We start from the raw sequence: 14,195 nt of genomic DNA, 5'->3' as shown, positions 1-14,195 counted from the left end.
ATATCGTCCGGCAGACTGGCCGGCCGCTACGAAAAGGCCTCCTGCTGGGCACGGGCGCCGGTCTCCAGCTGTTGACCGGTGAAGAGGTCCTGTTCATCACCGCGGTGACGGCCACGCTGGGACTTGCCCTGCTGATGGCGAGCCGGCCGGAATACGTCCGCCGCGCCGGCGGGTCCGCCCGCGCACTGCTGATCGCTTTCCTGTCCTGTCTCGCGCTGACCGGCATCCCCCTGGGAATTCAGTTCTTCGGATCTCCACGGAGCCACGGCAGCCCGTTTCTCACCAATTTCTTCAAAAGCGACCTGACGGGATTCTACGTTCCTTCCGCGCGGCAGTTACTGGCGTCGGCGGCACAGACCGAGCGGGCGGCCGCCTATCAGGGCGGCGCACCGGAGTACATGGCCTACCTCGGCTGGCCCCTTCTGATCATCTGTGTATCCGCGACCGTGATCGGCTTTCGTGACCTCAGGTTACGCATAGCCGGGCTCACCGGCGTGGCTCTGGCGGTCCTGACCCTGGGCAGCACGCTGCTCGTCAGGGGTATCGAGACGGGCCTGCCACTGCCGTGGCACCTGGTTGCCCGCATTCCTGTCTTCGACGCGGCGCTACCCGACAGGTTTGCTCTCGGCACAGCATTGATGGCGGGACTCGTCCTCGCCATCGTTCTGGATCGGTTACCTTCTCAGCTCGACCTCGGCGGTCCGCTCACGGCAACCGTGGCCGTCGCTGTCGCCGCGGTATGCGTCCTGCCGCTGGTCCCGCGGCCATACTCCGTCGAACGATCACCTGATGTTCCGTCGTTCTTCACCACCAACGCCATTGAGATTCTCCCAGCGAATTCGAATGTACTGGTCCTGCCGTACCCGAGCGGGGTCCAGACCGCGCCACTTTTCTGGCAGGCAGCAGCCCGCTTCCATTTTTCGATGCCCGGCGGGTATTTCATCGGCCCGGCCGAAGACGGGCAGGCATTCATGGGTGGCCGAACGCCGACGGCGACGGCACGGTTCTTGACCGATGTCGGGAAGGGCATGTCCTTCGAACCCCTGACCCCGGCCCGGATCGCGCAGGCACGGGACGATTTCGCCCGCCTGCGGATACGTGCCGTCATACTCGGCCCAACCCCGCACGCGGCCGAGCTGCGCGACACGGTGACGTTTCTGGTGGGGAGCCAACCGACATTCACCGGCGGCGTGTACGTCTGGCTGCCGGCGTGACCCGAAAGCCGGATCGCGAGCACCGTGATCACGGCCATCGGACCGGTCGGTCCCGGTACGGCGGGCGGGACACGCGGCCCAGGGCGCTGTCCGGTGCTGTCCCAACGCCCGACAGCGCCCGACACAGCGCCCGACACAGCGCCCGACAACGCCCGACGGTTCGGCCGGAGCCGGGCGTCCTCCCATCCGGTGGTGTGTGATGAAGTGGACCAACCGTCGACCACGCGGGCTTGGCGACCACAGGCACCGACACCGTGACCCACCGGGACGGTGGTACCCGCAAAGGTCGGCTACATCCGCGACGATGGGAACGAGGAGGTGAAACGGACGGATGCCGCTCTACCCTGACGCGACGCCCGAGGCTGAACAGCCCGAGGCTGGACGCAATTCACGCCCGCGCCGCCTCATCGGGGGTCGTTACCGGCTCGGTGACGAGCTCGGCCGCGGCGGCTTCGGCGTGGTCTATGCGGCCACCGACGAGCTGCTACAGCGCGAGGTCGCGGTCAAGGAGATCCGCCTTCCGCCGTCGATCTCCGCGGACGAACAGGCGGTCCTGCGCACGCGAGTCCTTCGCGAGGCGCGCTCAGCCGGCCGGCTACACCATCCGGGCCTCGTGTCGGTCTTCGACGTGCTCGATTCCGACGACCGCCCGTGGATCGTCATGGAACTGGTGGACGGTCCGTCGCTGGCGGACATCATCCGCAGCTCCGGGCCGCTGCCCCGCGAGCGGGTCGCCCGGATCGGCATCAGCCTCGGCTACGCCCTGGAAGCCGCGCACCGCAGCGGCATCGTCCACCGTGACGTGAAGCCCGCCAACGTACTGATCAGTGCCGACGGACGCGCGCGGCTGACCGACTTCGGCATCGCGCTGTCGGCCGGGGATCCGACGCTGACCCGGACCGGTGTTCTTCTCGGCTCGCCGTCCTACATCGCCCCGGAGCGGGCGCGCGGCGGAGCGGGCGGTCCAGGTAGCGATATCTGGGCACTCGGCGCGACCCTGTTCACCGCGGTGGAAGGAGGGCCGCCGTACGAGTCCGACAGCGCCATTGCAACGCTCACCGCGATCGTCGACGGACGGCGCCAGCCGTTCCGGCTCGCCGGCGCCCTCGCACCGATCATCGATGACCTCATGGCGGCGATGCCGTCGGCCCGCCCAGCCCTGCCGCGGGCGAGACAGCGGCTGCGGGAGGTCGCTGAGCGCGAGTCCGTGCGGCGTCCGGCCGGCATCGGCGCCCTCGACCCGGACCGGGAGGATGCCGGGCAGGCGGCCGCTCATCCCAGCCCGGCGTCGGCCACGGCACCGACCGCCGCACCAGCCGCCGCACCAGCCGCCGCACGAGCCGCCGCACGAGCCGCCGCACCGGCCACGATCACCTCAATCCCGATCGAGGCCGGGACGGCTGTGGCTACCCCAACAGCCGGTACAGCCGGTACAGCCGCGGCGAACACGGTCCTGCCGGCCGCACCCGGGTCGCTGCCAGGGGCGGCTTCCCGGTCGGGCACCAACCAGCGCCGGCGGCTGGTGGCCGTCATCGGCACGGCACTCGTCCTGGGCGTGGCCGGGGCTTCGGCGGCGGTACTGGGCTCGGGCGTGGACGGGTCGACCGGCAACCGCGCCGAGTCGGCTGCCGCGTCCAGCGGCACGGCAGGCCCATCCGGCACGGCAGGCCGATCCGGCAGCACCGGCCCATCCACTACGACACGCCCATCGGGTACGGCCAGGACCTCGGCCCCGGGCGGCGCGGATGCGGCGTCACCCACTGGCACGGCGGCAGCCGATGATCCAGGCCTGCCACCGACGGACCAGACCCCGGTGGCACCGCCCGCGGGCTGGCAGTCGTATCGTGGCTCCTCCGGCTGGTCCATCGCCTACCCACAGGGGTGGGAACAGCACCCTGCCGGCGGCACCGAGCGAATCGATTTCCGCAATCCGGATACCGGGTCCTACCTGCGCATCGACACCTCAATGCAGGCGAATCCATCCGCGTTGGTGGACTGGCAGGCGCACGAACCCGGCCTGCGCGCGCAAGTACCGAACTACGAGCGGCTGCGGATTGCGCCGAGTGACGGTGGGGACGGCTCGATCCAGGCGGACTGGGAGTTTGTCTACACATCCGGAGGGAAGAAGGTGCGCGTCCTCAATCGCGGAGTTGTTCGTAACGGCCACGGCTACGCGTTGTACTGGTCGACAGCCGACGCCACCTGGTCAGCCGACCTGGCGTTGATGTGGCGGCTTTTCTCGACGTTCCGGCCAGGCCCGTGAACGGCGACCAACGGACCGCGCTGGGCAAGGGCGGCCGAAACAGCCAGCAACGCGTCTGCGAGACTTGAGACGATGGCCAGATCGACACGCCCGCCGGACGACTCCTCGCGTCACGGCACACCCCGATATGTATCTCAGCGCTACCGTCTGGATACTCCAATCGGTCGCGGTGGCGCTGGTGTCGTGTGGTGCGGCGAGGATGAGCTGCTCCAACGGCCAGTAGCGATCAAGGAGATCCTTGTTCCGCTCGCCGGCACCCAGGTCGAGCGCGATGCGATCCGAGCGCGGGTACTGCGTGAAGCCCGGGCGCTGGCCCGTCTACACAGCCCGGCGATTGTCTCCGTCTATGACGTGGCCGAAGAGGCCGAACGCCATTGGATCGTCATGGAGCTGGTGAACGCCGACAGTCTCGGCGAGGCCATCCGCACGCACGGTCCACTGCCGCCGGCACAGGTCGCGGCAATCGGGCTCACCCTCGTGGACGCGCTCGCCGCCGCGCACTCCGCGGGCGTGCTGCACCGCGACATCAAACCCGGCAACGTGCTACTCGGCCGGGACGGACATGTCCGCCTGACCGACTTCGGGATTGCGGCTACCGAGGGCGACTCTACCCTCACCGGCACGGGCGCGCTCGTCGGTTCGCCCGCCTACATCGCCCCCGAACGGGTGCGTGGTTCCTCCGGTAGTCCCGCGAGCGACATGTGGGGCCTGGGAGCCACGCTGTACGCGGCGGTGGAGGGGCAGCCCCCGTTCGAAGGACCGGAAACCTACGCGGTTCTCACTGCCGTGGTGGAGGGACGCAGGCGTCCGTTCGTGCTCGCCGGCCCGCTGCGCGACCTGCTCAGCGACCTGCTCGACCGGCCCGCGCCCGAGCGTCCGGAGGCACCGGAGATCCGTCAGCGGCTGGCGCCGATCGCCCAGGGCGCCGCGGCCGTACCCGCCTCCGTCATCAACGGCCGGTCGAGACCAGGGATCAACACGCCGGACCACGGTGGCCACGCGCCGGTCGAGCCCGGTTCGGCCGGTCTTGAGGACGTCGGCGGCGATCTGCTGCCCACCGGGGACTCCGACGCCGACGCCGTGGCCCTGAGCCCGACCACGGCCGGCGGAACGACCGGCGGCCCATCCGCTGCCAACGCCGCTGGCAATCTGGCGGCCTACGTCGATGGCGATCTGGCAACCGATGGCGATGACGATGACGACGGCCCGACCGACATCGGCGGCGTGGTCGGTACGAACGGAATCGCCGAGGTTGCGGTCGGTTCCGCTGTGCGCGAGAAGCCGCGGACCGTGCTGACCGTCGGGCTGCGCAAGGACCCCTCGCCGGCCGGCGCGGCGGGAGTCACGGGTACCACCGCTCTGACGAGTCGTCGGGGCACCGCCGGCCCGCCGGGCTCCGCCGGACTCGGCGTCGACAGACGTGCCGTGCCGGACGACGGTCTGGAACCCGTCTCGGGCGACATCGCGATCGGCCCGTCCGGAGTACTCCTTGATCGCTTCTCCCCGAATGGCAGGCCGGCGTCGAACATCAGCCACGGTGGTGAAGCTCCGGTCCGACGCGGTGTGATTATTGCCGTCGCCGCCGCGTCCGTGGCGGTTGGCGCGGCGATAGCGCTCGGCGGGATCCTCAGCCCCGGCACCGACTCCGGCCAACCACAGGAGCCCAGCGGGAACGGCACCCTGGCTGCGACCACCACGGCGGACGATCAGTACAACCTCAATCCTCGGGTACTCCCGACCGGCGTCGCACCGTCGCTCAGGTTTTCTTCTGGCCGCAGAGCGTCACCGACAACCTCCAGTAGCCCGACCGCGGCGCTACCGGTCGCCACCGAGGCGGTGACCCCCAGCCCGACCCCCACCAACGTCGCCCCGACCCCCACGACGCCGGTCGTCTCGCCCACCCCGACGGCACCCCCGACCATGTCGTCCACAGCTCCGGCGCCCACGACAGCAGCTCCGCCGCCGCCGCCTCCTCCTGCGTGACGCCCTGAAGGCCGCACGATCGGCGGGTTCGGCAGCCGTTATCGGGGAAGCACAATGAAGGCGATCACTTTCTGTGACATACCTCACCTAAGTGTCACGGGAGCTAGCATGCCCCCCCATGGGGTCGGCACTAACATCGAGTCCACACAAACCATCATCCACATGATGTCTCAAGGCGCCTTGGGGCCGCCCGAACCTGCCACGTCGGCTTCGCTCCGCCTGCCGACGCAAGAGGCTCGGGCCAGCTAAGTTACCGCGAGTCACCGGACGGAACGATCAGGACCAGCCTGTCGGAAGGCAGGTCCGGAGGAGCTTTCAGTGCCGAAGGCACCAGCGGGAACGCTCTACCGCGGCCGTGAGGGGATGTGGTCCTGGGTTGCCCACAGGATCACAGGCGTACTGATCTTTTTCTTCCTGTTCGCCCACGTCCTGGACACCGCACTCGTGCGGGTGTCACCGTCGTCCTATGACACTGTGATCGCGACCTACAAGAACCCGATCGTGAACCTGATGGAGGTAGGGCTGGTAGCCGCGGTCGTCTTCCACGCACTGAACGGGATCCGGATCACACTGATCGACTTCTGGGAGTCCGGTCCACGTTTCCAGCGTCAGATGCTCTACACGGAGATCGTCGTGTGGCTGATCCTCGTCGTCCCCGGCACGTTCTTCATGCTCAAGCACACGTTTGAGACCCTGTTCGGGAGCGCGTCCTGATGGCGACAACAATCGACGGCGCCACCGGCCCGGCCCTCGAGGCACCGCGCAGCCCGCGGCGCCGGCCGGGCAGCCCGAAGGCGCGGACGAACTTCGAGCTCTACGCGTGGCTGTTCATGCGGGTCTCCGGGATTCTGCTGCTCTTCCTGGTGCTCGGCCATCTGTTCATCATGAACATCCTCGATGGCGGTGTGCAGCGCATCGGCTTCGGTTTCGTCGCGGGCCGCTGGGCCTCGCCGTTCTGGCGGACCTGGGATCTGCTCATGCTCGTCCTCGCTGAACTGCATGGAACCAATGGCCTGCGAACAGTGATCAATGACTATGCCGATCGGCCGCAGTCCCGGTTCTGGCTCAAGATGTTGCTCTACGTGTCGGCAACCCTGGTCATCACGCTGGGATCGCTGGTCATCTTCACATTCGACCCGAACATCTCCTGATGGCGCCTGGGAAGGCGGAGGTCCAAGCGGTGCAGGTTCACAAGTACGACACGGTCATCGTGGGCGCCGGCGGCGCGGGGATGCGCGCGGCGCTCGAAGCCGGCAAGCGTTGTCGCACCGCGGTGCTGACCAAGCTGTATCCCACGCGCTCCCACACCGGCGCGGCCCAGGGCGGCATGTGCGCAGCTCTGGCCAACGTCGAGGAGGACAACTGGGAGTGGCACACCTTCGACACGATCAAGGGCGGTGACTACCTGGTCGACCAGGACGCCGCCGAGATCATGTGCAAAGAGGCCATCGACGCGGTCCTCGACCTGGAGAAGATGGGCCTGCCCTTCAACCGCACGCCCGAAGGCCGGATCGACCAGCGTCGCTTCGGTGGCCACACCCGTGACCACGGCAAGGCGCCCGTCCGACGCTCGTGCTATGCAGCCGACCGTACCGGTCACATGATCCTGCAGACGCTCTACCAGCAGTGCGTCAAGAACAACATCGAATTCTTCAACGAGTTCTACGTGCTGGACCTGCTGCTCACCGAGGGCGTCGTGGCCGGGGTGGTCGCCTACGAGCTGGCCAGCGGCGAGATACACATCTTCCGAGCGAAGTCGGTGGTGTTCGCCAGCGGTGGGTTCGGCAAGGTGTTCAAGGTCACCTCGAACGCGCACACCCTGACCGGCGACGGGATGGGCATCATCTTCCGGCGCGGGCTGCCGCTGGAGGACATGGAGTTCTACCAGTTCCACCCGACGGGCATCTGGAAGATGGGCATTCTGCTCACGGAGGGTGCTCGCGGTGAAGGCGGCATCCTGCGAAACAAGGACGGCGAGCGCTTCATGGAGCGCTACGCGCCGACCATCAAGGACCTCGCACCCCGCGACATGGTGGCCCGGGCCATCTACACCGAGATCCGCGCCGGCCGCGGCTGCGGCGTGAACGGTGACCATGTCTATCTCGACCTGACCCACCTGCCACCCGAGCAGCTCGACGCCAAGCTCCCGGACATCACCGAGTTCGCCCGCACCTACCTGGGCATCGAGCCCTACACCGACCCGATTCCGATCCAGCCGACCGCCCACTACGCCATGGGCGGTGTCCCGACGACCATCGACGCCGAGGTGCTGGCGAACAACACCGACATCGTCGAGGGCCTGTATGCAGCCGGTGAGGTCGCATGCGTGTCCGTGCACGGTGCGAACCGGCTCGGGACGAACTCGCTGCTGGATATCAACGTCTTCGGCCGCCGAGCGGGCATCGCCGCCGCCGAGCACGCAACCGCGACGCACAGTCACGCCGAGCTTCCCGAGGACCCGGCGGTCTTTGTCGACGGGCTCCTGACCAGGCTTCGCGACGGCGCGGGTACGCAGAACGTGGCGGCCATCCGCAGCGAGCTGCAGGAGACGATGGACGTCAACGCGTCGGTGTACCGGACCGAGGCGACGCTCAAGCAGGCGGTCACCGACATTGCCGGGCTGAAGGCCCGCTACCAGCAGGTCGGCGTCACCGACCGGGGCCGGCGCTACAACACCGAGCTGTTGGAGGCGGTCGAGCTGGGCTTCCTGCTCGACCTCGCCGAGTGCCTGGTCGTGAGCGCACTGGCCCGCAACGAATCGCGCGGCGGGCACTCGCGGGAGGACTATCCGAACCGGGACGACGTCAACTTCCTGCGTCACACGATGGCCTACCGCTCCGGGCCGCTCGCCGCCGGCTCGCCGGAGGCCGAGATCCGGCTGGACTACAAGCCCGTCGCCATGACCCGTTACGAACCGATGGAACGCAAGTACTGACAGGGCACGTACTGACAGGACACGTACTGACAGGGCACGTACTGAAACAGAGATCGGATCCCGCTGGCCTGCCAGGCCGGGGCAGGGCTTTGATGTTCGGGTCATCCAGAGCGCGGCCTATGATGTGCTGGCCTGCACTGTGGGTCTGATGTGAGAAAGGTCCGGCGTGACTGTCACCGACGATCTATCAACCACCGCACCGGCCGATCCGGGGCCGACCACAACGGCCGGGCGGACTGTCACGCTGAAAATCCGGCGCTTCAACCCGGAGGTGAGTGCCGAGCCGCAGTGGAAGAGCTACACCGTTCCCTTCGACCCCAGCGACCGGCTGCTGGACGCCCTGCACTACGTCAAGTGGAACCTCGACGGATCGCTGTCGTTCCGGCGTTCCTGTGCCCACGGTGTGTGCGGTTCCGACGCCATGCGGATCAACGGTGCGAACCGCCTCGCCTGCAAGGTGCTGGTCAAGGACCTCGGCGCGGAGATCTCGATCGAACCGATCAAGGGACTTCCGGTCGAGAAGGACCTCATCGTCGACATGGAACCGTTCTTCGACGCGTTTCGGGCGGTCAAGCCGTATCTCATACCCGAGGGCCACGAGCCGACCCGCGAGCGGTTGCAGTCCGCGGCGGACCGGGAGCGCTTCGACGACACCACGAAGTGCATCATGTGCGCGGCCTGCACGACTTCGTGTCCGGTGTTCTGGAATGACGGGGAATACTTCGGTCCGGCCGCGATGGTGGCCGCGCACCGTTTCATCTTCGACAGCCGGGACGCAGGTGCCGACGAACGGCTGGAAATCCTCAACGAGCGGGAAGGAGTCTGGCGCTGCCGGACGACCTTCAACTGCTCGAACGCATGCCCTCGTGGAATTCAGGTGACCAAGGCAATTCAGGAGGTCAAGCGCGCGCTCATCTTCCGACGCTTCTGATCCGGCTGCGTCGGCCGGTGCGCACGATCGGGGGGACGGCGAATGGCTCGAATCGTTGGGCGCAACGCGCAGGTGACCACCGCCACCATCGTTGCGCTGGCGGCGAGCCTGCTACTGAGCGCGGCGGCATGTTCGTCCCACTCCGCCGAACCCCCGCCGACTGTGATCGCTTCGACCAGCATTCCGAGCGCGACACGGACCAGCGCGGTACCCACTCCGCTGGAATCCGCCTACACTACGACAATCGCGCGGAAGACGGCGAGAATTCACTTCACCTACGGGGCGACGCTCGTTTCCGTGTCCGGCCGCAAGCAGACAATCTCCACCACCGGCACGGGCACGGTCGACTTCGCCCACAGCACGAGCCAGACCGTGCGCGACGTCGAGGGCGGCGGCCGTAGCGAGGTGCGGATCATCGGCCCTGACTTCTACCAGCGCAGCGTCGCGGCCGGCGGCGCGCCGAGCTCGAGCCGGTGGACCCGGGTCGTCCCGGGTGGCGGAACCGGGGGTTCCGCCACCTCGCAGCCGTCGGCCAGCTCACCGCCGTCGGCCAGCTCACCGCCCGCCGTGCAGCCCGGGGTCGGCGACGACGCGGCGCTGCGACTCGGCTTTCTCAGCGGTGCCGCGACTCCGGTGACCACCGTGGGCGAGGAATCCATCGACGGTGTCCAGACGATCCACTACAAGCTGCCGGTAAATCTGGAGACAGCGTCCCAGCGCGGAAACATCAGCGCGGCCACCGTCGACTACTACAAGGGCATTCTCGGGACGGTGCTCCAGCCGACCGAGGCCTGGATCGACGCGGACGGGCTCATCCGCCAGCTCCGCATCACCGTCACCAGCGCACCGTCCGACGGCCCAGCCCCGCACACAGAGATCATCCGTACGGTGACCTACTCGGACTTCGGACTCCCCCTGAACATCACCGCTCCACCACCCAACGAGATCGCCCCAGGCTGAGCTGAGCTGCCCGACCGGCAAACGCCCGAGCGGCGGGGTCCCGTACCGGATGCCCGTCAGTGCTCCGCAGACTGCGGCCTCCGGGCGCGCGATCTGACGATCGTCGCGCGCCCTTTGGCCCGCTAGCCGGTCTCGACGGCGAGCGCGAACGGCAGTACTCCCACGGCCCCGGCGTGGCGCAGTGCCCTGGCGACGACGGTCATGGTCCAGCCGGTGACGATCAGGTCGTCCACCAGGAGAACCGGGCCGGGCAGCTTCCCCACGGCCACCCCGAGATCCTCAGGCACCGCGAACGCCTCCCAGAGACTGGCCAATCGGTGCGCACTGTTGTTCATCCGATACGCAGAGCGGTCATCGACAACCCGCTCGACCTGGCCGAGCAGGGGCAACCGCCCGATTGCGGCAATCTGCTCCCCCAGACTCGCGACAAGCTGTGGGCGACTGCGGGAGGCAACCGTGACCACCGCGGCCGGGCGTTGCCGCCACCCCCAGCCAGCCAGCACCCGCACCGCCGCGGCCACCAGATCGTCGCTCACCGGTGCATCCGGCGCGCCCTGCGCCACGAGCGGGCGCAGCCGGTTGCCCCAGCCGACACCGCCCAGGCGGGCGAGCGCCCGTCCCGGCTGCGCACCGGCCGCCTCCGGTATCCGGCCGGCGACGCCGATGCCCAGCGTGCGCATGCCCGTCGGCCACATCCGGCGTGGTTCGACCGCGGTGCCCGGGCGGTCCAGCTGCTCCTTCGCACTCACCCGGGCGGCTTCGGAGACCACGCCGGGCCACCGGCGGCCGGTGCAGGTGTCGCAGCGTCCGCACGGTGCCGCGGTGGGATCGTCCAGCTCACGACGAAGAAACTCCAGCCGGCAGCCGGTGGTGGCGATGTAGTCGAGCATCGCCTGCTGCTCGCGCGCACGGCTGGCGCCGACCCTGGCGAAACGTTCGGTGTCGTAGGCCCAGGGTGCCCCGGTGGCCTCCCAGCCACCGCGGACCCGCCGGACCGCACCGTCGACGTCGAGCACCTTCAGCATGGCCTCGAGCCGCCCATGCCCGACGTCCACGCGTGCCAGCAACGCCTGGGTGGACATCGAGGATGTCGCCCCCGCGAGTGTGCTCAGCACCCCCTCGACCACGCTCTGCGCGGGGAAGGAGGCGTCCGCGAAATACGCCCAGATGTCGCTGTCCTCCTGGGCCGGTAGCAATACGACCTCGGCCCGCTCAACCGCGCGGCCGGCCCGACCGATCTGCTGGTAGTAGGCGATCGGAGACGGCGGCGCTCCGACGTGGACGACGAACCCCAGATCGGGTTTGTCGAAACCCATGCCCAGCGCGCTGGTCGCGACCAGGGCCTTCACCCGGTTGGCCAGCAGGTCCTCCTCGGCCGCGATCCGCTCGGCGGGTTCGGTGCCACCGTGGTAGGTCGCGACGGCGAAACCGGCAGTGGTGAGGAACGCGGTGAGCTCCTCGGCCGCGGGCTTGGTCAGCGTGTAGATGATCCCGGAGCCGGGCAGGCCCGGCAGCTGGTCGGCCAGCCAACCGAACCGCTGCTCGGCGCCTGGCAACGCCACCACCGCCAGGCGCAGGCTCTCCCGGTCGAGCGTCCCGCGCAGGACGAGCGTCTCGCCGCGCCGGCCCGGATCCATCCCCAGGTGCCCATCCATCCCCAGGTGCCCGTCGGAGCCTCCGGCCGCGCGAAGAGAATCATGATCGCGCGGCCGGAGGCCTGTCAGCTGTTCAGCGACATCGTCGGTGACCCTCGCGTTGGCGGTCGCCGTCGTCGCGAGAACCGGCACATCCGGGCGCAGCCCTGCCAGAAGCGTGCGCAACCGGCGGTAGTCCGGCCGGAAGTCGTGCCCCCAGTCGGAGATGCAGTGCGCCTCGTCCACGACGACCAGGCCGGTCGTGGCCGCGAGTTCGGGCAGGTAGGCGTCACGGAAGGTCGGGTTGTTCAACCGTTCGGGACCAACCAGGAGCACGTCGAGTTCGCCGGCGCGCAGCTGCGCGTAGACCGCGTCCCACTCCGTCACGTTGCCCGAATGGATCTCGCCGGCCCGAATGCCGGCCCGCGCCGCCGCGGCCACCTGGTTCCGGATGAGCGCGAGCAGCGGCGAGACGATCACGGTCGGGCCGGCACCGACCGATCGCAGCAGGGCTGTTGCGATGAAGTACACGGCGGACTTGCCCCAGCCGGTCCGCTGGACCAGCAGGACCCGGCGGCGCTCGGCGACCAGCGCACGGATTGCCTGCCACTGGTCCTCCCGCAGGCGCGCGGTCGGACCGGCGAGCGTGTGCAGCAGCGCCTCGGCCCGTGCCCGCAGGTCACCGTCGGCGTCAGCGGTCTGACCGGGGTCTGTCTGACCGGGATCGGTCTGACCGGGATCGGCTGGTGGGCGCTGTTCCACTGGCATACAACCTTCGTACCGCACGCCACCGACAAACCCGCCAGCCGCCGGGTCGCCCCGGGTCAACCCGCATCCTCGCCACCGCCCGCCGCATCCGGCACGACGCTGCGCGGCCCATCAGCGCCGGCTGGATCCGGTCCGCCTTCTGCCGCCGGATCCGGTCCGTCCCGGGTCTCATCCGTGCCAGGAGTAGGGATGACTCGTCCGAATGCGGGGCGTACCAGCCGAGGCTTGGCGATAGCCGGCTCCCCGAAGTCCGCCCGGCGAATCCGGCAGTACGCCGTCCGGGAATCGCCGGCCGCGCGGCCGATACCGAAGGCAGCCGCCGCGGACAGGTACGCGAACGCGTCGGCCCGGTCCATGCCGAGTCGGGTGGACAGAAAGAGCAGAGCCGAGCGCGTTGCCCGGCGCACGGCATCCGCGAGATCGGCGTGTGCCCCCATCGAAATCCAATGGGTGTCGGTCTCGACGAAAGGTTCGCGCAGCGCTCCGAGAGCGGACCGAGCGACGGATTCCTTTACCACGGTCAGCCGGAAGGTCGCGCGCAGCGGCCCTTCAAGCGCAACCATGGCGATCTTTCCTTCACCCGACGAATAATGCGGGTCACCAACGGCAAACAGTGCGCCGGGGACCCCCACCGGAAGAAACAACCGGGCACCGACACTCAGGTCCCCGCAGTCGAGAGCTCCGCCATGTGTTCCGACCGAGGTCGAACGAACCGGACCGGCACCGTCGATCGCCACCGACATGATGCCCATGAACGGCGACAGCGGAAAACGCACCTTCCGGTTCCCGGTTCCACCCAGCGCCCCGAAAAGTCTGCCCCGGCGCCGTTCGACGGTACAGAAGCTGGTCGTCGTCCGGAAAGCCGTCCAGTTACGGGCATTCGCGTCGGGACCGGGAGGGTCGCCTTCGGGGAACTCCCCGGCGAGCAACCCCGCGCCGTGCCGGGTCGACACAACGCCATACCTGGCTCGAGGATGCAGCGAAACCACATCCACCCGCAGCACGTCACCGCGCTCAGCACCGTGGACGAACACCGGGCCGGTCACCACGTGTGGACCGTCCACGCCGAACCGGTGCGGGATACCAGAAGAAGCGATCATGCGGGCGTCGTCGAGAACCTCGGAAGTCGCGACACCGAAGCCGGCGAAGAAGGCGTCCGGGTCACGCCCCTGGTCGTCGAGGATCCCCTCCTGGCTGACCGTGTCGACCGTCACCGTGGCGCCCGACTCCACGCTCAGCACGGGCCGGGTCTCGGCAGTAGGCAGGCGCCCCCACCGGACCGTTTCCGGGGTGGACGGCAGGTAGTGCTTTCCGTCCACTTTTCCCTTGCCGGGCTGCAGCGCCACTACCGCGCTACCACCGAGGCATCCGGGGCCGCCGGCGGCGCCCGGGACGACAAATCCGGTCAAGGCCGCCAGCCGTCTCGGACACCGGGCCAGGACGGCTCCCCGGCAAGGAGCCCCGACCTGCGAACTGGTCATGACGCGGCACGGGCGTCAGATTCGCA

9 protein-coding genes and 1 pseudogene are annotated in these 14,195 nt (G+C 68.7%); 8 read left to right on the top strand and 2 right to left on the bottom strand.

The genetic code is table 11. The features are described 5' to 3' along the window. The 8 genes and pseudogenes from U9977_RS11065 to U9977_RS11030 form a co-directional block, all read left to right on the top strand. Positions 1-1,214, top strand: a pseudogene (locus U9977_RS11065) (hypothetical protein); the annotation flags it as partial. Between the two features lie 331 nt (positions 1,215-1,545). After that, on the top strand, positions 1,546-3,477 hold the full coding sequence (locus tag U9977_RS11060; RefSeq protein ID WP_322749133.1) for a serine/threonine-protein kinase: 1,932 nt from the start codon (positions 1,546-1,548) through the stop codon (positions 3,475-3,477). A gap of 72 nt (positions 3,478-3,549) precedes the next feature. Beyond that, the gene (locus tag U9977_RS11055) at positions 3,550-5,460 is read left to right on the top strand and encodes a protein kinase domain-containing protein (RefSeq protein WP_322749132.1); all 1,911 of its coding nucleotides are present in this window, start codon (positions 3,550-3,552) and stop codon (positions 5,458-5,460) included. Between the two features lie 318 nt (positions 5,461-5,778). Beyond that, positions 5,779-6,174, top strand: a complete 396-nt coding sequence (sdhC, locus tag U9977_RS11050) for a succinate dehydrogenase, cytochrome b556 subunit (protein WP_322749131.1) — start codon at positions 5,779-5,781, stop codon at positions 6,172-6,174. Continuing rightward, positions 6,174-6,611: a succinate dehydrogenase hydrophobic membrane anchor subunit gene (locus U9977_RS11045; protein ID WP_322749130.1), complete on the top strand. Its 438-nt coding sequence runs from the start codon at positions 6,174-6,176 to the stop codon at positions 6,609-6,611. The genes sdhC and U9977_RS11045 overlap by 1 nt, the downstream gene beginning before the upstream one ends. 29 nt (positions 6,612-6,640) lie before the next feature. Then, positions 6,641-8,395: a succinate dehydrogenase flavoprotein subunit gene (sdhA, locus tag U9977_RS11040; protein WP_322749137.1), complete on the top strand. Its 1,755-nt coding sequence runs from the start codon at positions 6,641-6,643 to the stop codon at positions 8,393-8,395. A gap of 166 nt (positions 8,396-8,561) precedes the next feature. Continuing rightward, the gene (locus U9977_RS11035; protein WP_322749129.1) at positions 8,562-9,326 is read left to right on the top strand and encodes a succinate dehydrogenase iron-sulfur subunit; all 765 of its coding nucleotides are present in this window, start codon (positions 8,562-8,564) and stop codon (positions 9,324-9,326) included. Positions 9,327-9,368: 42 nt separating this feature from the next. Beyond that, the gene (locus tag U9977_RS11030; RefSeq protein ID WP_322749128.1) at positions 9,369-10,286 is read left to right on the top strand and encodes an LppX_LprAFG lipoprotein; all 918 of its coding nucleotides are present in this window, start codon (positions 9,369-9,371) and stop codon (positions 10,284-10,286) included. Positions 10,287-10,408: 122 nt separating this feature from the next. Here U9977_RS11030 and U9977_RS11025 read toward each other — a convergent pair whose 3' ends face one another. Both U9977_RS11025 and U9977_RS11020 read right to left on the bottom strand, forming a co-directional pair. Next, entirely contained in the window at positions 10,409-12,688 is a 2,280-nt protein-coding gene (locus U9977_RS11025; RefSeq protein ID WP_322749127.1) for a RecQ family ATP-dependent DNA helicase, read from the bottom strand. Between the two features lie 56 nt (positions 12,689-12,744). Continuing rightward, on the bottom strand, positions 12,745-14,169 hold the full coding sequence (locus tag U9977_RS11020; protein ID WP_322749126.1) for an acetamidase/formamidase family protein: 1,425 nt from the start codon (positions 14,167-14,169) through the stop codon (positions 12,745-12,747). Positions 14,170-14,195 lie beyond the last annotated feature (26 nt).

Source organism: Protofrankia sp. Cas8, assembly GCF_963555845.1.
Classification (GTDB): Bacteria; Actinomycetota; Actinomycetes; order Frankiales; family Frankiaceae; genus Protofrankia.
Note: the sequence above shows the minus strand (reverse complement) of the source record. Positions and strands in the feature narration are given on the sequence as shown.